The 20,562-nt window shown below is 65.4% G+C and carries 17 protein-coding genes; 7 read left to right on the top strand and 10 right to left on the bottom strand.

Annotation, left to right across the window (positions count from 1 at the left end; all coding sequences use genetic code 11):
• Window positions 1-22 precede the first annotated feature (22 nt).
• Window positions 23-1,963 (bottom strand): DNA recombination protein RmuC, encoded by a 1,941-nt coding sequence (rmuC, locus tag CLAM6_RS01335; RefSeq protein ID WP_242007728.1) that lies wholly within the window; start codon window positions 1,961-1,963, stop codon window positions 23-25.
• Window positions 1,964-2,180: 217 nt separating this feature from the next.
• On the opposite strand from rmuC, the gene CLAM6_RS01330 reads away from it, so the two are divergent.
• The gene (locus tag CLAM6_RS01330; RefSeq protein ID WP_043333235.1) at window positions 2,181-2,768 is read left to right on the top strand and encodes a type 1 glutamine amidotransferase domain-containing protein; all 588 of its coding nucleotides are present in this window, start codon (window positions 2,181-2,183) and stop codon (window positions 2,766-2,768) included.
• 390 nt (window positions 2,769-3,158) lie between these two features.
• On the top strand, window positions 3,159-3,572 hold the full coding sequence (locus CLAM6_RS01325) for a hypothetical protein (RefSeq protein WP_043333237.1): 414 nt from the start codon (window positions 3,159-3,161) through the stop codon (window positions 3,570-3,572).
• A 133-nt stretch (window positions 3,573-3,705) separates the two neighbouring features.
• Here CLAM6_RS01325 and CLAM6_RS01320 read toward each other — a convergent pair whose 3' ends face one another.
• A complete protein-coding gene (locus CLAM6_RS01320) occupies window positions 3,706-5,172 on the bottom strand; it encodes an aminoacyl-histidine dipeptidase (RefSeq protein ID WP_043333239.1) in 1,467 nt (488 codons plus the stop codon).
• Window positions 5,173-5,528: 356 nt separating this feature from the next.
• Window positions 5,529-7,859 carry a tRNA(Met) cytidine acetyltransferase TmcA gene (locus tag CLAM6_RS01315; protein ID WP_242007727.1) on the bottom strand — a complete coding sequence of 777 codons (2,331 nt, stop codon included), beginning with the start codon at window positions 7,857-7,859 and terminating at the stop codon, window positions 5,529-5,531.
• A 288-nt stretch (window positions 7,860-8,147) separates the two neighbouring features.
• Here CLAM6_RS01315 and CLAM6_RS01310 point away from each other — a divergent pair, with 288 nt between their 5' ends.
• From CLAM6_RS01310 to CLAM6_RS01295, 4 genes are all read left to right on the top strand, one after another.
• Complete coding sequence (locus CLAM6_RS01310) at window positions 8,148-8,708, top strand: iron transporter (RefSeq protein ID WP_052384496.1); 561 nt, start codon at window positions 8,148-8,150, stop codon at window positions 8,706-8,708.
• A 176-nt stretch (window positions 8,709-8,884) separates the two neighbouring features.
• Window positions 8,885-9,289 carry a cupredoxin domain-containing protein gene (locus tag CLAM6_RS01305; protein ID WP_225347486.1) on the top strand — a complete coding sequence of 135 codons (405 nt, stop codon included), beginning with the start codon at window positions 8,885-8,887 and terminating at the stop codon, window positions 9,287-9,289.
• 76 nt (window positions 9,290-9,365) lie between these two features.
• Window positions 9,366-10,226, top strand: a complete 861-nt coding sequence (locus tag CLAM6_RS01300) for an FTR1 family iron permease (protein WP_043333240.1) — start codon at window positions 9,366-9,368, stop codon at window positions 10,224-10,226.
• Window positions 10,227-10,267: 41 nt separating this feature from the next.
• Window positions 10,268-11,746 carry a 4Fe-4S binding protein gene (locus CLAM6_RS01295; protein ID WP_084589353.1) on the top strand — a complete coding sequence of 493 codons (1,479 nt, stop codon included), beginning with the start codon at window positions 10,268-10,270 and terminating at the stop codon, window positions 11,744-11,746.
• A 134-nt stretch (window positions 11,747-11,880) separates the two neighbouring features.
• Here the strand turns inward: CLAM6_RS01295 and CLAM6_RS01290 are convergent, their stop codons facing one another.
• Window positions 11,881-13,503 (bottom strand): DHA2 family efflux MFS transporter permease subunit, encoded by a 1,623-nt coding sequence (locus CLAM6_RS01290; RefSeq protein WP_084589354.1) that lies wholly within the window; start codon window positions 13,501-13,503, stop codon window positions 11,881-11,883.
• Window positions 13,504-13,505: 2 nt separating this feature from the next.
• Window positions 13,506-14,633, bottom strand: coding sequence for an HlyD family secretion protein (locus tag CLAM6_RS01285; protein ID WP_064503265.1), 1,128 nt, complete (start codon window positions 14,631-14,633; stop codon window positions 13,506-13,508).
• Window positions 14,634-14,877: 244 nt separating this feature from the next.
• Here CLAM6_RS01285 and CLAM6_RS01280 point away from each other — a divergent pair, with 244 nt between their 5' ends.
• Complete coding sequence (locus CLAM6_RS01280) at window positions 14,878-15,555, top strand: TetR/AcrR family transcriptional regulator (protein WP_043333242.1); 678 nt, start codon at window positions 14,878-14,880, stop codon at window positions 15,553-15,555.
• 158 nt (window positions 15,556-15,713) lie between these two features.
• Here CLAM6_RS01280 and CLAM6_RS01275 read toward each other — a convergent pair whose 3' ends face one another.
• From CLAM6_RS01275 to CLAM6_RS01255, 5 genes are all read right to left on the bottom strand, one after another.
• Complete coding sequence (locus tag CLAM6_RS01275) at window positions 15,714-16,463, bottom strand: ABC transporter permease (RefSeq protein ID WP_052384497.1); 750 nt, start codon at window positions 16,461-16,463, stop codon at window positions 15,714-15,716.
• A 1-nt stretch (window position 16,464) separates the two neighbouring features.
• Complete coding sequence (locus CLAM6_RS01270; protein WP_043333243.1) at window positions 16,465-17,184, bottom strand: ABC transporter permease; 720 nt, start codon at window positions 17,182-17,184, stop codon at window positions 16,465-16,467.
• A 96-nt stretch (window positions 17,185-17,280) separates the two neighbouring features.
• Complete coding sequence (locus CLAM6_RS01265) at window positions 17,281-18,174, bottom strand: transporter substrate-binding domain-containing protein (RefSeq protein ID WP_225347485.1); 894 nt, start codon at window positions 18,172-18,174, stop codon at window positions 17,281-17,283.
• 79 nt (window positions 18,175-18,253) lie between these two features.
• A complete protein-coding gene (locus CLAM6_RS01260; RefSeq protein ID WP_084589355.1) occupies window positions 18,254-19,111 on the bottom strand; it encodes an amino acid ABC transporter ATP-binding protein in 858 nt (285 codons plus the stop codon).
• Between the two features lie 432 nt (window positions 19,112-19,543).
• Complete coding sequence (locus CLAM6_RS01255) at window positions 19,544-20,518, bottom strand: ABC transporter substrate-binding protein (RefSeq protein WP_084589356.1); 975 nt, start codon at window positions 20,516-20,518, stop codon at window positions 19,544-19,546.
• Between the last annotated feature and the right edge of the window lie 44 nt (window positions 20,519-20,562).

Raw genomic sequence — 20,562 nt, 5'->3', positions numbered from 1 at the left:
GTGCTGCAGGCGATGAGGGCGATCAGCTATCGCCCTGCCACTTGCGCTCCATGAGCTCCCAGCGCGAGAGCGACGCAGGCGCCTGCCCTGCCTCGGTGTCCAGTGTCTCTGTGTCCAATGCCTCGGCATCCGGTGCTTCGGCACCCGGTACTTCGGCACCCGGCGCTCCGGTACCCGGTACTTCGGCGCCCGGCGCTCCGGCGACATCCTGGTCTTCGCTGGCTGCCGCTTCTTCACTGGCCGCCGCTTCTTCACTGGCCGCCGCTTCTTCACTGGCAGGCGGCTCGGGCGCGGGCTGGCGATCAAGCGCCGACGACGCGGATTTCGGCGGCTGATCCAGCGCCTGCTCGGGTTGATGCAGGGTGTCACGCGACTGGCGCACCAGCGCTTCCGGCAGTGGCTTCTTCATGCGCGCACCGAGTTCCAGCAGCTCCTCGGCACGGCTGATCAGGTTGCCGCGCCCGCTGGCCAGCCGCTTCATGGCGGTATCATGCGCCTCGCGCGTGCGACCCAGCTGAGTGCCCAGCTCCTCGAGGGATTCGGCGAGACCGCGGAACTTGTCGAGCAACGCTCCGGCGCGCTCGCCGATCACGCGTGCATTGTCGTTCTGGCGCTCCAGACTCCACAGACTCGCCACGGTGCGCAGGCTGGCCAGCAAGGTGGTCGGCGTCACCATCACCACGCCCTGGGTGAAGGCATCCTGGAACAGGCTGTCATCGTGTTCAAAGGCCAGCGCGAAGGCCGGCTCCATCGGCAGGAACAGGAACACGAAGTCCGGCGAGCCCAGCCCCTCGATAGCGGGATAGTTGCGCCGCGCCAGTCCGGTGACATGGCCGCGCACCGAGGTCAGATGCGCGCGCAGTGCGCGTGCGCGCGTCACGTCCTCCTCGGCGTTGACGTACTCGGTGTAGGCGGTCAGCGAGACCTTGGCATCGATGATCAGGTGCTTGTTGTCCGGCAGGTAGACGATGGCATCCGGACGCTGGCGTCCGCCCTCGCCGGTGAACGACACCTCGCGCTTGAACTCGATGCCATCACGCAGACCGGAGCGCTCCAGCACGGTTTCCAGAATCATCTCGCCCCAGTTGCCCTGCATCTTGCTGTCGCCCTTGAGCGCCCGCGACAGGTTGGCCGCCTCCTCGGTGATCTGGCGGTTGAGCCCCGCCAGCTGGTCGAGCTGACTCTTGAGGCTGGTGCGCTCGCGCACCTCCTCGCCATGCAGCTGCTCGAGGCGCTGACGGAAGTCGCCGACCTGTTCACGAAACGGCTTGAGCAGCTGCTCGAGCTGGGCACCACTGGCGGCGGTGAAGCGCTGCTGGCGCTCCTCGAACACCTTGCCCGCCAGCTGCTCGAATTCCTGACTCAGGCGCTCGCGCGAGTCGTTGAGCAATGCCAGCTGCTGCTCGTGATGGCTGGCCTCCTGACGCTGGCGCGTCACCAGCGAGGCATGTGTCTCGCGCAGCTCGGCGTAGCGCTCGGTCAGTGTCTCGAGACGCTCTTCACGCTCCAGCAGCTGCGCCTCCAGCACTTCCTGCTGGCGGGTCAGGCTGCGTGCCAGCGTCTGCTGTTCACTCAGGGCGCGTGACTGTTCATCCAGGCGCCCCTGCAGCGATTCGCGCAGCGTGGCGAGTTGCTCCGTCAGCGCATCGCGCGCCTGGCGCGCTTCCTCCAGCGACTGGCTCAGATAGTGTTGCTGCTGCTCCGCCTGCTGCCCATCCAGTGCGGCACGTTGCTCGATCAAGACTGCCCGCTGCTCAGCCTGTTGCTGGCGCTCACGCGACTCGTCCAGCGAGGCCTGCCACGTCTGCTGTATCGACTGCTCCTCCTCCTCCTCACTGCTTTCCTGCAGCGCATGAAGCTGCTCGCGGGTTCGCCGCCAGCCCAGCCCCAGGGCCAACGACAGCATCAACAGCACGCCGACCAGCAACCACATCACGGCGGAAGATTCAGAAAGCAGCGACATCGGGCACTCCATGGCCTGTGAAAACGCAGCGGGGTCACCCCCCCTTGAAAGTCAGTATCGCGCATCCATGTCTTGAGTGTCAGGGCACGAAAGGACGGGAATTGCCTGCCATCATCGAGCGATGCTCACTGCGGTGAGTGACGTACGCCGAGAGCAGAATTCTCCCCTTCTCTGCCCAGCACGCTCGCAAGAGCCGAAGCACGGAAAGGAGATTCGCATGACACAGCAGACCGATCAGCAGACACGTCAACAACTGCAAGGTAAGCGCGTGGCCATTCTCGCGACCCATGGCTTCGAGGAATCCGAGCTCGCGGTGCCGCGCGCCGCACTGCAGGAGGCGGGTGTCGAGGTAGATATCGTCTCGCCGGAGAAAGACGGCATTCGCGCCTGGGCCGAAACCGACTGGGGCGAGAAGTACCAGGTCGACACCCCGCTCAGCGATGCCAGCGAACACGATTATCACGGCCTGGTGCTGCCGGGTGGCCTGTTCAATCCGGATACCCTGCGTCAGGACGAGAGCGCACTGAGCTTCGTGCGCAGCTTCTTCCAGGCTCACAAGCCGGTCGCCGCCATCTGTCACGCGCCGTGGATCCTGATCGATGCCGGCGTCGTCGAAGGCCGTCAGATGACCTCCTTCCCCTCCGTCGCACAGGACCTGAAGAACGCCGGTGCCGAGTGGCAGGACAGCGAAGTGGTGTGTGACAGCGCGCTGGTCACCAGCCGCAAGCCAGCAGATCTCGATGCGTTCAACGCCAAGCTGCTCGAGGAACTGGCCGAAGGCAAGCACCAGCATCAGCACGCCTGAGGTCGCAAGCCAGAGAGACGCAGGCTAGACAGCCGCAAGCTCTGAAGCTTGAACAGACAGACGCCCCTGCCACTTCGGCAGGGGCGTTTTCGTTGTCTCAAGGGCGCGATCCGGTGCCTTGGTGGCAGAAGTGAAGTGTCCTTGCAGCACTGGCTGAACCCCTCATCTCCGAGGTTCGTTGGCCATTCTGCAGCCGTGCGTTATAGAACCTCATTGCGAGCAACCACTTACGCCACAGGCAACGCAATCTGGACAACTCAGTTCCACAACAACACGACAAGCGACGCACGGAGACATTAGCGAACGCCTTTCGTAAAAGGCGCTGCGACACGATATTCTGACGACAAGGATCCTCTTGGGTGACTGACCGACCATACGGGAGACCGCCCCATGCATATCTCTACCTTGAACACATCTCTTACGTCTCTGCTGCCTTCCCTGCTGCTGGGACTGACGCTGATGCTCGCCACGCCGACGCTGGTCGCCGCGGATGATCGCCATCGCGCGCAGGGCCAGCACAGCGAGCGCCACAGCACGCCGCACAGTCGCCACGAGGCGATCAAGCGCCGCCATCTCAGGATGTTCGACGAACCGCGCGTGGAGCGCCATCACTCGCGCCAGCATTCTGGCCATGACATCCGCCGCCATGTCCCCAAGCGCCGCTACCATCAGCATGGGCGTCTTGAGCACGACCGCTACCGCCCGTACTACTACCAGAACCATGACTCCGGTCGGCATGGCATCCGCCGCTACCATAACGGCGTGAGCATCGGCATTCCGGCGATCCGCATCAATATCAACTGAGCTTGCGCACTCTCATCAGGCCACGCCAGCGCCTGATGCCCAGAGATAACGACGCCCAGAGATGACGACGCCCCCGCAGGCTGACCTGCGGGGGCGTCGTTCGTCTACGTGACGAGTCTTGCCTGAGAGTTGATCAAGCGGCCTTGGCAGGCTCGGCAAGTTCCGTGATCAGGCCCTTGAGCACCTGCCAGAATTCACCGACCGACTCGACCTCGACCCGCTCGCTGGGCGAGTGGGCACCGCGAATCAGCGGCCCGAAAGAGATCATCTCGAGCTGGGGATACTTGGCCCCCAGGATGCCGCACTCGAGTCCGGCATGGATGACCTTGATCTCCGGCACGCGGCCAGTGACGCGCTCGTGCAGGCTGCAGAAGCGCGCCAGCAGCTGCGCATCCGGCGCCGGCTGCCAGCCCGGATAGGCATTCTCGGCTGTGGTGGTCGCGCCGATCAGCGCAAAGAGCCCACGAATGCGTTGCTCCATCATGGTCACGGCATCATCGCGCAGTGAGCGCACCAGCGCGCAGAGATGGAAACGCCCCTCGCGCAGCTGCACCACGCCGAGGTTGTTGGAGGTTTCCACCACGCCTTCCACCGCCGCGCTCATGCGCTCGACCCCGTAGGGCGCGGCATCCAGCACCGCGACCAGCCGCTGGGTGTCCTCGACGGACAGCGCATTCTCGGCATTGCCGCGGGTCACGCTGAGCGAGACATCCGGGTCCGTCTCGCGCAGCTCGTCGCGAATCTGGGCCTCGAAGTCCGCGAGGCGCTGGCGTGCGGCGGCGACGCGCTCGTCATAGATCACCACGCCGACCGTGGCCTCACGCGGCAGGGCATTGCGCAGCGTACCGCCAGACCAGCTGACCAGACGCGGCTTGAACTCGGCCAGCGCGACCAGCGCGCGTGACATCAGGCGATTGGCATTGCCGCGACCACGATGGATATCGAGCCCGGAATGGCCGCCGACCAGGCCGCCGATGGTCAGCTCCAGCTCCGCTTCGGCATCCTTCAGGGACGAGGTGGCAAACTCGTGGGCGACATTGATGTCCGCGCCACCGGCACAGCCGATATAGACCTGTCCGCGGTCTTCCGAATCCAGGTTGAGCAGGTAGCGCCCTTCCAGCCAGTTCTCGGCCAGATTCAGCGCGCCACCCATCGAGGTTTCCTCCTCGAGGGTGAACAGCGCTTCCAGCGGACCGTGCACGAGGCTGTCATCTTCGAGAACGGCCAGCGCCGCCGCGACGCCGAGACCGTTGTCGGCCCCCAGAGTGGTGCCGCGCGCCTTGAGCCAGCCATCTTCCAGATAGGTGTCGAGGGAATCACGGGTGAAGTCGTGATCACTGTCGCTGGCCGCCTGGGCGACCATGTCGAGATGGCCCTGCAGCACGATGCCCGCTGCGCTCTCGTGGCCGGGCGTGGCGGGCTTGCGCAGACGCAGGTTGCCAAAAGCGTCGCGATCATGGGCGAGACCACGCGCTTCGGCCCAGTCGATCAGATAGGCCACCAGCGCGGCTTCATGCCCGGACGGGCGCGGGATATTGCACAGAGTGCGGAAATGACGCCAGAGGATGGCGGGGTCCAACGTATCGATATGCTCATTCATGGCGAAGATTCCTGTTCTTGTCATCAATGAGCATACGGAACAGCGGACGGGCGTGGCTAGTGGTTGTCGACACCTATCGATCAGCGACTTCGAATATGCAAGGATGGCAATCACGACCCTGCTGACAGCTGCATGCCATTCCCCACCTTCATCGGAGCCCTTATGCCTCGTCGACTACTGCTGCTGACCGCCATCTCCGCCACTGCCGGCCTGCTGATGCTGAGTGGCTGCTCGCCGATTCCTGACATGCCCGGCCCGATCGGCATTCCGGGCCTCTGAGCCGCGGCCGGCCGCTCTGCTCTTGTCAGACAGGCTTGACCGATGCTCATGTCAGATGAGCTTGTCAGACGGCCTTGTCATTCGCTCTGTTCGATCAGGCGCCCGGCGGCCGCTCGGCACCAGCGATCGCGCGCCTTGCGGCCCACGATGCCCTGCCCCTCGGCCCAGCTGATGAAGGCAGGCGCATCCTGTCCGCCGAGCGCCAGCACCAGCCCGTGACGTGACGCCTCATCGAGTCGTGCAGGCCCACAGGCCTCGAGTGCTGTCTCGAGCCACGGCCGCACCAGCGCCAGCCCCCCGCCACCACGGCGATACCAGTCCAGTCGCTGCGCGCATGCGGCTGGCGTCAGCGTGGCCAGGTCATTCTCACTTCCTCGCTGCCACAGTCTGTCGGCCAAGGCGGGCGGCAAGCCGTGCAGCTCATGCTTCAGCAGGCTGGGCAGCAGGCGCTGGAAGTCCTGCTGCAGCGCGCCGAGCAAGGCATCCTGCGCCAACTGCCCGCGCGGCGCAGATTTTCCACTCCCGCTTTCGCCGATGGCCTTGCCCATCATCACTGCGTGCTCGCCACTGGCGGCATCGCGCTTGAGGCCCATGCGCAGCGGCACGAAACCCTGCGCCAGCCAGAAGGCGACCAGATCGGCCTCGGCCCCGAAGCTGGTGCCGAGTCGCGTGACGCCTGCCGCCAGCGCCTGCTGCTCCAGCGCCTGGAGCAAGCGCGCGCCCTGACCACGCCGCCACAGCGCGGGATGCACCGCGATACGCAGCACCCGCCACCAGCGGGCCTCGGCGGCGCCCTGGTGGCCTGCATGCGCCGCCAGTGACTGTGCCAGCAGATGCCCGCGCGGACGCCGCTTGCCGCACCAGATATCATGCGCCAGGGGCGTCGGGAAGCCGCCCTCCTCGACAGCGGCCACCACCCCCAGCCAGGCATCACGCCCTGTCGTGACGTCTCGCTGACGAATCGCCATCAGCGTGAGCCCCGGCGTGTCGAGCAGCTGGCGCAGGTCCGCCGGTGTGGTGCGGTAATGCGCCTGCACCAGCAGGCCGAACAGCTGCCGCAACGCCGCCTCATCACGCGCCAATGCATCACGCTCCAGTACGACAATGTCGCAGCCCTCCAGCCACTGCTGAGCATTCTTCGCGCATGGCTCAGGCAGCTCAGGCGGCTGCGCCGAGAGCAGCAGCAAATCATCGGTCAACGCCTCCAGCGGGTCGCCGGGCGCCCAGCGCACGGGCGTCGTCATCTCCAGCGCCTGCCAGCCGGGACACTGACGCTCGAGATGATGGCGAAACCGCAGCTGGAAGCCGCGCCCGGTGCCTTCATAGCCATGCACGGTGGTGGCGAAGGCGATGCGCGGGAAATGCGCCAGATAGCCCTTCAGCAATGGCGTGGGGATGGCGGCGGCTTCATCGACGAACAACCGTGGCAGCGCCTCATCGTGACAGGCAAGGCGAGCCGCCTCGATGGCATCCGGCGCCAGAAAGCGCAGTTCGCTGCCAGAAGCCGTGTCGTCCCCCGCCTGCCCAGCCGACAAGCGAAAGACATTGCCCTCGCGCTGCCCCTGGGGCATCAGGACCGCCAGGCGTTCGAAGATCGCGCTGACCGCCGCAGGGCGCGGCGCCGTCAGCCAGACATCCTCCCCCGCCGCCAGACAGCGCGCCGCCGCGATGCCCAGCGCGCCACTCTTGCCACGCCCGCGATCGGCGCTGATCACCACGGGCCGCGCAGGTGCCAGAGCCTCCAGCGCAGCCACGCTGGCGGCCTGGTCCTGCGTCAGGCAATCGCTGTCGGCGATGGCGTCTGCTCGCGCCGCCTGATTGCCGCCATCCAGCGATGGCGCAGGCAAGTGTCCGCCCTGTGGCCAGTGCAGCACACTGGCATGCGATGAGAGGCGCCGCGCCAGCCGCGCCAGATAGCGTGCCGTCAGCTGCTGCCGCTCGAAGGGCCAGTGAGCCAGCCGCGCATGATCGCCATCCGGCACTGGCGCAGGGTCTGCCGCGGCCCAGGCGGCAGGCGTCATCAGTACCAGCAGGCCCCCCGCCTTCAGGGTGCCGGCCACGGCGCCGAAGGCATCGGGGTCGAAGCCAGTCGCCGGCTGCGCTGCATCGAATATGACCAGTGACTGCTCACCGCCCAGCTGGGTGGCGGCCTTGGCCATCGCCAGCGTACGCACCGGCGTCGCGCCCGCTGTCGACAAGGCTTCACCTGTGCCCAGCCACAGCGGAGCAGGCTCACGCGCTGGCCACCGCTCACAGATCGCCTGCGCGGCGCCAGTGGGGTCATCGCCGCTGATCCACAGGCAGGCACGCTGACGCCGCGCGAGCAGATGTTGATGCAGCGTTCGGCACCACGCCTCGAGGGCAGGCAGATCAATGCGAGAAGGAGAATCTGAAGGAGGAGTCGTCATGTCGCGCAGCATGCCGCATGGCAGCGCGCCAGACCAGATGGCGCGAGAAAGTCGCGAGGCAGCCGTAAAGTAGTCGTGAGAAAACCGCGACCTGCTCGGCGCTGCCGCCAGGCCTGCCACCCGCCCCTGTTACTTGTGAAGAATCTCGTGCTTACTTGAGAAGAAGCTCATGCTCATACAACGCCCCGTTGCAAGATGAGCAACGCAAGCGGCGCAGGGATGAGAATGGTTATATTTAGGCTTATCGGGATAATGAAGCTCCACTTCCCATCATTGCGAGTCCCCCCGATGCCACAGCGTCACTCCCTCACCACTGCTCTGCCCCGCGCGCTCAAGCCTTGCCTGCTCGCCCTGAGCCTGGCGGCAACATTCGTGGCGGGTCAGGCCTCAGCACTGGAATACCCGATCGGCACGCCGGTCAAGGAAGGCGGCATGGAAATCGCTGCGGTCTACCTGCAGCCGGTGGTGATGGCCCCGACCGGCAAGCTGCCTGCCAATCAGGCCGATATCCACCTGGAAGCCGATATCCACGCGCTGATGGAAAACGACAACGGCTTCGCGCCGGGCGACTGGATTCCCTATCTCGGCATTCACTACACCCTGACCAAACAGGGTGGCGAGGCGCCGATCGAAGGCGAGCTGGTGCCGATGATCGCCAATGACGGCACCCACTACGGCAAGAACGTCAAACTGGATGGCCCGGGCAAGTACCACCTGACCTTCGAGATCCAGCATCCGGACATGCCGCGTCATATCGACAAGGAAACCGGCGTGGCCGAGTGGCCGCAGACCATCACCACCGACTACGACTTCGTCTATGCCGGCGTCGGCAAGAAAGGCGGCTACTGAGCGCCGCTCTGCCCTGCTGCATGACCCTGAATGTCTGCATCCCGTGAGGCGGCCATTGCCGCTTGCTCCTTCGATGGCCGCCTGTGCTGACCTGCACTCGCGGCCATTGGTCGCTCTACCACCAGCGCCTTGTGCTGGTGTCAGTGTGCGCTTTCCCTCATCGTCCGGAGTGTCCCATGCGCCTGACCTCTTTCTTGCCCTCCCTCTTGCCCTCTCGCCTGCCCCGTCGAGCAAGCGCCCTGCTGCCCGCGCTCGTCATGTTGCTCGTCGCCCTTTTGCTCGTGGCCCTGCTGCCTCGGCCGGCGGCCGCCAGCGACATGCCGTCCTACGACCTGACCCTCGACAACGGCAAGCTCATTCCTGAGGTCCTTGAGGTGAAGGCCGGCGAGAAATTCGTCATCCAGCTGCACAACGCGGGCAATACGCCGGCCGAATTCGAGAGCAACTCCCTGCGCAAGGAGAAGGTGCTGGCACCGGGCGTGAAGTCGTTCGTCGTCATCCATCCGCTGCGCGCGGGGAGCTATGACTTCTTCGATGATTTCCACCTGCCGGACGCGCGTGGCAAGGTCGTCGCCGAATAAGCTCGGCCACCCTGTGCCAATGACGCCTTTTTCGTCATCGATGGCGCGCACCGAACGTCAGTAGAAGAGAGTCCGCATGTTTGATCAGATCCTGTTTATCGTCTGGCGTGAAAGCGTCGAAGCCATTCTCGTCATCGGCATCATGCACGCCTGGCTGGTGCAGTCCGGCACCCGCGCGGGCCTGCGCTACCTGTGGGGCGGGGTCGTCGCCGGCCTGGTGCTGGCCGGCCTGATGGGGGCGGCGCTGATGGGCGCCAACACCTGGCTGACCGGCACCGCGCAGGAGGTCTTCCAGGCCGTACTGGTACTGACCGCCTGCCTGTTGATCACCCAGATGGTGCTGTGGATGCGCACCAAGGGCCGCACGCTCAAGGCAGAACTCGAGAGCGGCCTGGCCAGCGCCGTCTCCTCCGGCAGCTACTGGGGCGTGGCGACGCTGGTCGCCATCGCCGTGGCGCGCGAAGGCGCGGAAACCGTCGTCTTCCTCTACGGCATGGGCGCCGCCAGCCTGCAGTCCGGCGGCATCGCCAGCTTCGCGCTCGCCGCAGGCCTCGGCTTCGCCCTCGCGGTGGCGACCTTCATGGCGCTGCAGCTCGGTTCACGCTTGTTCTCGTGGAAGCTGTTCTTCCGCGTGACCGAAATCCTGCTGTTGCTGCTGGCGGCGTCACTTTTGATGTCGGGCCTCGAACAGCTGATCGGCCTCGGCTATCTGCCGGCAGGCCTCGACCCGCTGTGGGATTCCAGCTGGCTGCTCGATGATGGCAGCGGCCTCGGCGGACTGCTGGCGACCTTCGCCGGCTATCGCGCCTGGCCTGCCACGACGATGGTGGTCGGCTATCTCGGCTACTGGGTCATCGTCGCAAGCCTCATGAAGCGTCAGCGCAAGAGGGAGCGCGTCGACCAGCGCCGTCAGCTCACTGCCCGCGCGCGCAGCTGAGTCTTGTTCACGCGATCTGCCAGTCAGGAGAAACGATAGTCATGGCCAATTGCGGCTCCAGCCCCCACGGTGACATCGCCAACCTCATCGCCAGTGATGGCGGCACCCCGCCGGGCCGTCAGGCCACGCGCATCGCGCGCTTCGGACAGGCGATGCAGCAGCGGCGTGGTCTGATCCAGCTGGTGCAATGGCTGGTGGTCGGCATCTATGCCTTTCTGCTGGTGGTGCCTGCGTTGCTGCCACTGCCGGATTACCAGGCGCATATCCTCACCAATCTGACGGTGTTCGCCGAGTTCGTGTTCTGGGGGCTGTGGTGGCCCTTCGTGCTGATCAGCATGGTGCTGATGGGCCGCGTGTGGTGCGGTGTCTTCTGCCCCGAAGGCACCCTGACCGAAGCCGCCAGTCGCATCGGCCTCGGTCGCCCGATTCCCGGCTGGATGCGCTGGGGCGGCTGGCCCTTCGTGGCCTTCCTCGGCACCACGCTGTATGGCCAGCTGGCCAGCGTCTATCAGTACCCGCTGGGCGCACTGGTGGTACTGGGGGGCTCGACGGTGGCCGCGATCATCGTCGGGCTGATCTACGGCAAGGGCACCCGCGTCTGGTGCCGTCAGCTGTGTCCGGTGAATGGCGTCTTCAATCTGCTGGCGCGCCTGTCACCGACCCACTTCCGTACCGACCAGGCCCGCTGGAACGCCCACAATCAGGCTGTCCGTCAGGGCAACGCCGTGCGCATGCACGCCCCTGACTGCGCGCCGCTGATTCCGCTCAAGCAGCTCGACAGTGCCGGTGACTGCCATGTCTGCGGACGCTGCAGCGGCTACAAGGACGCGATGCAGCTGGAGTGGCGTGCGCCGGGCGTGGAGCTGGTCGAGCCGCCGCAGCCGGTGCGCTTCACCCACTACTCGGTGCTGGTGTTCGGCCTGCTCGGCATCGCCATCGGCGCCTTCAGCTGGAGCGCCAGCCCGTGGTTCGTCGCCCTCAAGCAGCAGCTGGCCTTCTGGCTGATCGATCACGATCTGATGTGGCCGCTGACCACCACCCTGCCGACCTGGATTCTGACCAACTACCCCGAGCACAACGATGTCTTCAACCTGCTCGATGGCAGCCTGATCACGCTGTGGATCGTGGTCGGTGGCGGCCTGCTGGGCGCGCTCACCAGCCTGCCGCTGCTGCTGGGCAACTGGCTGATGGGTGGCAAGGCGACGCTGTCACGCCTGTGGCACCTCTCGCTGAGTCTGATTCCGCTGGGCGGGCTGGGCGTGTTTCTCGGCCTCTCCGCCACCACCATGACGCTGCTGCGCGGCGATGGCATCAATCTCACCTGGGCCAATGATCTGCGCGCCACCCTGCTGGCACTGGCCTGTCTGTGGGGGCTGCGGCTGGCCTGGCGCATCACCGGCGAGCAGCGCAACGGCGGCCTGCTCGCCGGCAACGCTGCACGGCTGATCGGTACCGCGAGTGTCGCGCTGGCCTGCCTGCCCGCACTGGGCATCTGGTATCTGATGTTCTGGGGCTGGTGACGCCCTGCTGGCTGAATGCTGACTGACAGAGGCTCAATGCCTGAAAGACAAAGACCCGCCGATTGGCGGGTCTTTGTCTTTCAGCGACATGCGGCGTTTTCTCAAAGTACGCTCAAGGAGCCTTCAAGGCGCCATCAGTGCGCTGGGCTCTGTTCGCCACTTTCGCTGGCATCCGCCTTGCTGGCCGGGTCTTGCGGGCGACGGAACAGGAAGGCCGCCACGCTGCCGACTACATAGACCGCGCCCAGCCACAGGAAGATATTGTCGAAGGCCAGCACCTCGGCCTGGATGCTGATGCGCTGGGCGATCATCTGCACACCGGCCTGCCACGGATCAGCCAGCCCCGCGAAGGTCGACTGATAGCTTGCCAGCTGATCGATCACCACCTGGCGGCTCTGGTCGATGGCCCCGATCATCTGGTTCCAGTGATAGTCCTCACGCAGCTCGCGGATGGTATCGATCAGCGCCAGTCCCACCGCGCCGCCCAGGTTGCGCATCACGTTGAACAGGCCACTGCCGTTGCCTATCTCGTGGGGCGCCAGACGCCCCATCGCCAGCCGGGAGACCGACAGCAGCACCATGATCTGGCCCGCGCCGCGGATCACCTGCGGCCAGAAGAAGTCATCGAAGCCCGAGTCCGAGGTCAGGTGCACGTTCATGCCGGTGCCGAGGCCGGTCAGCACCAGGCCGATGCACAGCATCAGGCGCAGATCGATGCGGTCGGAAAGCTTGCCCGCCACCGGCGCCATCAGGAACATCACCACGCCGCTGACGAACATCACCTGCCCGATCTGCACGCTGGAGAAGCCGGAAATCGAACCGAGAAACAGCGGCACCAGATAGACCAGCCCGTAGAGCACCACGCCGATCCAGAAGCCGATGATCGCCCCCAGCGCGAAGTTGCGGTCCCTGAACGCCCGCAGGTCGACGATGGGGTTGCTGGTCGTCAGCACGCGCCAGAAGAAGCCGACCGCCGCCACCGCGCACACCACGCTCCAGAACAGGATCAGCGAACTGGCGAACCAGTCATCGCCGGGCCCCTCCTCGAGCACGAATTCGAGACTGCCGAGAAAGACCGCCATCAGCGCCAGCCCCAGCGTATCCAGACGACTGAGCAGACCGCGGTCGCCGCTGTCGATCTCCAGATTGCGCCACACCAGCGCCGCCACGATGATGCCCGGCACCAGATTGACCAGAAACAGCCAATGCCAGCTCATGTATTCGGTGATGTAGCCGCCGACGGACGGCCCGATGGAGGGCGCCATGGTCGCCACCAGGCCGATCACCGCCTGGATGCTGCCCATCATGCGGCGCGGGAAGATCGAGAAACTGGCCGCCTGGGTCAGCGGAATCATCGCCCCGCCCATGAAGCCCTGGACCGCACGCAGCACGATCAGGGCTTCCAGCGAGGTCGAGAGCGCACAGCCCAGGCTCGCCAGCGTGAAGCCCAGCGCCGAGACGGTCAGCACCAGCCGCGTCGAGAAGATGCGCGCCAGCATGCCGGAGAGCGGAATCATCACGATCTCGGCGATCAGGTAGCTGGTCTGCACCCAGGAGATCTGGTCCTGACTGGCGGCCAGGCCCGCCTGCAGCTCGTTGAGCGAGCTGGACACGATCTGGATATCCAGAATCGCCATGAACATGCCGAACACCGCGGCCACGAAGCCGATCTGCTGGCGGCGCGTCGGCATGTCACTGGCGCTGCCCGCGGGGGGCTGGCTCGGGGATTGAGCCGAGGACTGAGTCGTCTCGGCCATGCTTACTGCGCTCCGCGATCAGCGCTGGCGACCTGCGCGGCATCGGGCGCGATGACGTCCCTGGAGAGGCTATCGACGGCATAGGAGCCGGTGTCCGAAAGCTCTCGTGTATCGACGCTGGGGATGACCGACAGGCCGGCGCGCAGACGCGGCAGCGCATCCGCTGGGCCGGTCAGGCGAATGCGCACCGGCACACGCTGGACGATCTTGTTGAAGTTGCCGGTGGCGTTGTCGGTCGGCAGCAGGCTGAACTCGGTGCCGGTCGCCGGCGCCAGGCTATCCACCACGCCCTCAAACTCGATGTCCGGGTAGGCGTCCACCTCGAGACTGACCGGCTGGCCGACGCGCATGCGCTCGGTCTGGGTTTCCTTGTAGTTGGCCACCACATAGGCGCTCTTCACCGGCACCAGCTGCATCAGGGTCAACGAGGCGCTGGCCATGGTGCCCACCTCGACACTGCGATTGCCGACCACGCCATCCTGCGGCGCGTAGATCGAGGTCTTCTCCAGCTGGTGGCGCGCGTAGGCGAGATCCGCCGCCGCTGACACCACCTGGGCACGCGCCGATTCCAGCTGCGCCTTGTAGACCTCAAGCTGCTGCTGGGCAGACACCAGCGCGGCCTGCTTCTGGGCAACGCTCGCCTCGGCGGTTCGCATGGTCACCTGGTCATCTTCATAGGACTGACGCGAGGCGTAGCTGCGGCTCTCCAGACTTCTGGAGCGCTTGAGATGCAGCGCCGCCTGATCGCGTTCGGCCCTGGCCGAGGCCAGCGATGCCTTGGCCTCGTCGATCTTGGCGCCTTGCAGGTCCAGCTGACGCTCGGCCTGGACTTCCCCGGTGCGGGCGTTGTCCAGCGCGGCACTGGCCTGGTCCAGATTGGCCCTGGCATCTTCGTCATCCAGCTGCACCAGCAACTGCCCCTTCTTCACCGGCTGGTTGTCGTGCACCAGCATGCGCGTCACCCGCGCGGTGATCTCGGAGCGCACCGCGACGCTGTCGGTACGCACATAGGCGTTGTCGGTCTCCTGCATGAAGCGCCCGACCTGCCACCATTCGACCCCCATCACTCCGCCAGCGATCACGCCCGCCACCACGATGAGTGCCACGACACCCTTGCCTGCCTTGTTCATTCGGCGACTCTCTCTTGCTGCCTGTCGGTGACAGGCGTGTAATCTGTCTGACGCTGCGGATGAGGCGGCCACGGCGCTTGCGAGCGCTCAGGCCACGGCTGTCATCTTGCATCGCCACAAAGTGTAATGAATACTACACTTCCTTGAGGCAGCCCCGACAGTTTCGACAGACAGCGTCTCTCGTTCGCAATATCGCAACCTTGCCTGTTTCAGGCGGTTTCCGGATCACAGACAGGACACTCACATGACTGATTCGCCCTCATCAGAGACCGCCCCTGACTCGGGAAGCACCACGACCCGCGCCTCACCGCGCGGGGAAGCACGCCGCAAACGCCAGCTGGAAGTCGCGCGCGAACATTTCCTCGAACACGGCTTCGCCGCGACCAGCATCAATGAGATCGCCCGGCAGGCAGGCGGATCACTGGCAACGCTGTATCGTAATTTCGGCAACAAGGACGGCCTGTTTCTGGCCGTGATGCAGCAGGAGGCGCAGACGGTGTGGTCGGTGATGGACCACGAAGCCAACGAGACACGCAGTGTCGAGGAAGCGCTGGAAGACTTCGGCATGGCGATGCTGGCGCTGGCCCTCGCGCCCGAACTGATCCGCCTGTTCCGTGGCCTCGCCTTCGAGAGCGGCCGCAACCCGCAGCTCGGCAAGCTGTTCCTCGACAACGGCCCCAAGCTGACCCGACAACGCCTGGCAGACTACCTGTCGCGTCAGGTCGCCCAGGGCCACCTGCCGTCCACCGGCCTCGGCCAGGAACCACTGGCCGCCGCCAACCTGCTCACCGGCATGCTGCTCAACCCGCTGCATGTCGACGCCCTGCTCGGCTGCCCACCCGACACCGAAAGCCCGGAACAACTCCGCCCACATGTCAGACGCTGTGTGCGCGTCTTTCTTGCTGGCTTCGGAGCAAGTTGAAGAGCTGGCAGGTTTCGGTGCCAGTTAGAAAGCTTGCTGGCTTCGGAGCTTGATCATCGGCCCACTGACACAAAGACGCCGAGTCGACTGACTCGGCGTCTTTGTGTGCAAGAGAGATTATCTGCGGGAAGTGAGCGATGGCCGCCAGGCGAGTGGCCTCAGGCGGGCCTTGGCTGGCGCAGGCGCGACAGCCACCCGCCGCTGCGTGCCTGGGCGCGTACGCCGGGGAAGTTGAGTTCGACCTGGCGCAGGCACAGGGTCAGCAGGATGGTCAGCACGAGGTAGATGGCGCCGATGAACAGCAGCGGCTCGTAGGTGAGGAAGTTCTCGTCGCGGATGATATTGGCGACCTGCAGCAGGTCCATCATGGCGATCGTCGAGACCAGCGGCACCGACTTGAGCAGCAGGATCATCTCGCCGGTCAGGGTCGGCAGACATAGCTGAATGGCGCGCGGCAGCCACAGACGCGTGAAGACCTGGAACGGCCCCATGCCGAAGGCGCGCCCCGCTTCCCGCTCGCCCGGCGGCACGCTGAGCAGTGCCCCGCGCAGGACTTCACCGGTATAGGCGCCCACCGAGAGGGTGAAGGTCAGGGTGGCGTAGAAGAACGGATCACGCAGGATGCCCCAGAACATGCTCTCGCGAATGCCGGGAATGCCTTCCAGCAGCCGGCCGATGCCGTAATAGAAGAAGAACAGCTGCACCAGCAGGGGCGTGCCGCGCATCACGATGGAGACGCCGCTGGCCAGCCAGGCGAGAGGCCTGGGACCCTTGATGCGCGCCATCGCCATGCCGACCGCCAGCGTGAAGCCGAGCACGGCCGACACCACCAGCAGCACCAGGGTGTTGATCAACCCTGTCCACAGCGATTCCTGATAATAGGGGTCCGATAACCAGCTGAAATCCATGTCACGCCTCCTGGGCTGAAATATCGGGTTCGCCGCGGCGCACGTAGCGCTCCAGACGACTGAACGCGGCGCTCGAGGTCAGGGTCATCAGCAGATAGAGCAGCCCCGCCACGCTGTAGAACAGGAAATAGGCGCGCGAACTGGCGGCCGCCTGCTGCACGGTGAAGAACAGCTCGCTGAAGCCGATGACGCTGATCAGGGCGGTGTCCTTGATCAGGATCAGCCACAGGTTGGACATGCCCGGCAGTGCGTTGGGCAACATGCCCGGCAGCGTGATGTAGCGAAAGCGCGCCATGGGCGAGAAGCCGTAGGCATCGGCCGCTTCCAGCTGGCCCTTGGGAATGGCCAGGATGGCGCCGCGAAAGACTTCGGTCATGTAGGCGCCCTGCACGAAGGCCAGTACGCCGACGGCGGTGACGAAGCCGCTGATCTCGACCTTGCCAGCGACACCCAGCGCGTTCATCAGGGCAGTGAGCGCCTGGGAGCCGCCGTAATACAGCAGGATGATCAGCAGCAATTCCGGCACCGCACGCACGGCCGTCGAATAGCTGGTGGCCAGCGCGCGCAGCGGCGCCCAGGGGCTGAGTCGTGACGCCGCTCCCACCAGCCCGAGCAGCAAGCCGATGGCGTAGGCGGCGAAGGCGATCTGCAGGGTGGTGACGGCGCCGGCGAGTATCGGGGCCGCCCAATCGGCGAGCCCTTCCTGGGCGAACTGGGACATGATCAGCGTCCTTCTCGTATCAGTAGGAAATGGCGGATGCGATACGCGAGGCGTGCTGACCGGGCGACCTCAGCCGGCCGGCCAGCACGCGCAGGATCAGCCCAGGCAGACGTCGGTATCGAAGTACTTGTTCGAGAGCGCCGTGCAGGTGCCGTTCGCATAGACCTGGTGGATGGCGCCATCGAGCGCCTCTTTCAGCGCGCCATCTTCCTTGCGTACCCCGACACCGGCACCGATGCCGTAGGCCTCGTGCTGCGGCGTGGTCGCCTTGATCTCGAAGTTGCTGGCCTCGTCACGCTTGACCAGTGCGCTCATGGCGATCTCGTCGGCCAGGATCACGTCCACGCGCCCGGACAGCAGGTCACTGTTGACCTGCTCCTGCTGGTCATACAGGCGCACATCGACGCCAGTGCTGCGCAGTGCTCGACGCGCGAAGTTGGCGTGGGTGGTCGCCGCCTGGGTGCCGAGAATCTTGCCGTCGAGGCCGTCCGGAATCTCGAGTTCGAGATCCTTGGCGGCCACGTAGGCGCCGGGCGAGTTGTAGTAGGGGATGCTGAAGTCGATGACCTTCTCGCGGGCCTTGGTGATGGTCATCGAATTCATGATCATGTCGATGCGACCGGCCTTCAGTGAGGGGATGATGCCGCTCCAGCCGGTCGGGGTGATCTCGCATTCACGCTGCATGGCGTCACAGATCGCCTCGGCCAGCTCCACTTCAAAACCGGTCCACTCGCCGCTGGCGGAGGTGTAAGTAAAGGGCGGGTAAGGTTCCGCGGAGATACCGATCTTGAGGGTGTCGGCGGCATGCACCTGAGCGGCGCCCAGCGTCAGTCCACCCACCGCCAGTCCCCCCATCATCAGGGCGCCTGCCAGCTTGCGCAGCGCAGAGGTGGGGGCAGAGGTGGAAGTGGAAGCAGAGGCAGAACGCGTTCCGCGCGTGGTCAGTGAAGGTGTCTTGGCAGCGAATCCAGCGTCGTTCATCAAGGTCATCAGGCCATCTCCTGGCTGTTGTTGTGGGTCCATCTACGTCATGGCGGGGAGGTCCATGCCGGGGTGATGCAAGCAGGGCTCAGGCGGCCGGTGCGATGAAGCGGCGGCAGCGCTCGTGCTCGGTCTGCTCGAAGACCTCCGCCGGGCTTCCGGCCACGCCTACCCTGCCCTCATCGAGGAACACGATCTGATCGGAGACTTCTCTGGCGAAGGCCATCTCGTGGGTCACCATCAGCATGGTGCGGCCCTCATCGGCGAGGCTGCGGATGACGCCGAGCACTTCACTGACCCGCTCCGGGTCCAGCGCCGAGGTCGGCTCATCGAAGAGCAGCACGCGCGGCTCCATCGCCAGCGCACGCGCGATCGCGACCCGCTGCTGCTGGCCGCCGGAGAGAAAGGCCGGATAGCTGTCGGCGCGTTCCAGCATGCCGACACGTTCCAGATAGTGCTCCGCGATGCGCGTCGCCTCGCGGCGTGACATGCCCTTCACGCGCATCGGTGCCTCGGCGACATTGCCGAGCACGGTCAGGTGCGGCCACAGATTGAACTGCTGGAAGACCATGGTGACCTTGGAGCGCAGGCGCTGGATCTGACGACGATCCAGCCCGATGAGGCCACCACGGCTGTCGCGGTCGAAGCGCACATGCTCATCGGCGATCGACAGCTCGCCCCGATCGGGGCGCTCGAGCAGGTTCATGCAGCGCAGCAAGGTGCTCTTGCCGGAGCCACTGGCGCCGATGATGGTGGTGACGGTGCCTTCCTTCACGCGCAGGGACACGTCGTGCAGCACCGCCAGATCACCGTAGTGCTTGACGATATTGCTGGCTTCGACGACGACCCGATTCGAGGCAGCGCGCGCGGGTCTTGCCTGGCCGTCCGGGCGCGCCTGCTGAGGCTGGGAGATGCCGTCACTGTCTGCATTCTTCGAGCGGGTCATGGGAGATACGTTCGAGGGCGAGATAGTCATGAGCGACTCACAAGTGGGTGGCTGTGGCTGGCGTGAAATGGGCGATCGTGCAGCCGCTAGCGGCGTGACGCACCCTGCTGGTGCGGCGTGATGCTGCCGGGCCTGACGGACGATGCGCGGATGACGCCTGTCTTGCCGCTGCGGGCCGCGGCGGGCTGCGCAATCGGCGATCGAGCTGCAATCAAGCGAACGATTATTGATACACTTGTATAGCAAGAGGCGTTCCACATTGCGACTTTCCACGCCAGAGGCATGGCAAGCAGGGTCGTGGTTCACGGATTGCGCGTCCTGGACGCGACGAGGCCTGGGCGCTGCGAGGCTTGGGCAATACGAGGCCATGGGCGGGAGCCATCCCTCGGCGCCCGCCCACGCCGTCAAGGCGGCAGCAAGGCTAGGTCAGCCTCACAGGCTGGCCTTCACGGCGGCCAGGGCATCCTCGCCATCGCGTGTGGTCACGTCGGCGAGAAATTCCGCCAGCCGGTCTGGATTGGCGGCCAGCCAGTCGTGCGCCACCTCATCGAGGTCACGCTCCTTCAGGCTGTAATCGAGGATGAAGCCGCTCTGCTCTTCGGAGCTGAAGACCAGCTGATCGAGGAAGCGGGCGAGGTTGGGATTGGCTTCGGCATAGGCGGTACGCACGACGGTCTTGACGTCACTGGCGCCATTGTCGGGGCCGAACACCGACTCCGGGTCTGCCAGGATATGGGTGTCGAATTCCGGCACCATCCAGTGCGGTGTCCAGCCGTAGAAGGCGATCCAGCGTTGTTCGCGCTGGGCGGCACGTACCTCGCTGAGCATGCCGGGCGTCGAGGACTCCATCGCATCCCAGTCGCCCAGGCCATAGACATCATTGTCGATGGCGCCATTGAGCATGTCACTGATGGTGGAACCGCTTTCGATGGAGTAGACGGTCTCGTCGAATTTCTCGGCGTGGGCGGCAAGGTCTGCGGCGCTGTGGATGCCGGCCTCGTAGACATAGCCCGGCACCGCGAAGCCCATGCGGGCGCCGGTGACGTTGTTGCCGAGATCGGTGATCGCACCGGCGGCCATGGCCGCGTCATAACTGTCTTTCTGGGCAGGCAGCCAGCCCGCGAGGAAGGCGTCGCTGTCGCCAGTGGTCAGGGTGTTGTAGCCGACGGTGGAGCTGACTTCCTGTCGCTCCACGTCGTAACCCAGCGGGGCGAGAATCTGGGCGACGATCTCGCTCTTGACGGTGACGCCGGGCCACGGCGGCACGATCAGCGTCAGCTCGTCATCCTTGTCCTGGGCCGAGGCTGCCAGGCTAGCCGTGCCGAGCAGCAGGGTCACGAGGGCAAGCAGACCACGGCGGACGCCGTGCTTCGTCGTAGGTGTCAGGGGGTACGGGGTGGTGGTCATCGTGTCTTTCCTTGTCGGTTCCGGTCGCGCCGGGCCTTGTTGTT

This window comes from Cobetia sp. AM6 (assembly GCF_009617955.1).
In the GTDB taxonomy this organism is placed as follows: Bacteria; Pseudomonadota; Gammaproteobacteria; order Pseudomonadales; family Halomonadaceae; genus Cobetia; species Cobetia amphilecti.
The sequence above is the reverse complement of the archived record's forward strand: the minus strand, read 5'-3'. Positions and strand labels throughout refer to the sequence as shown.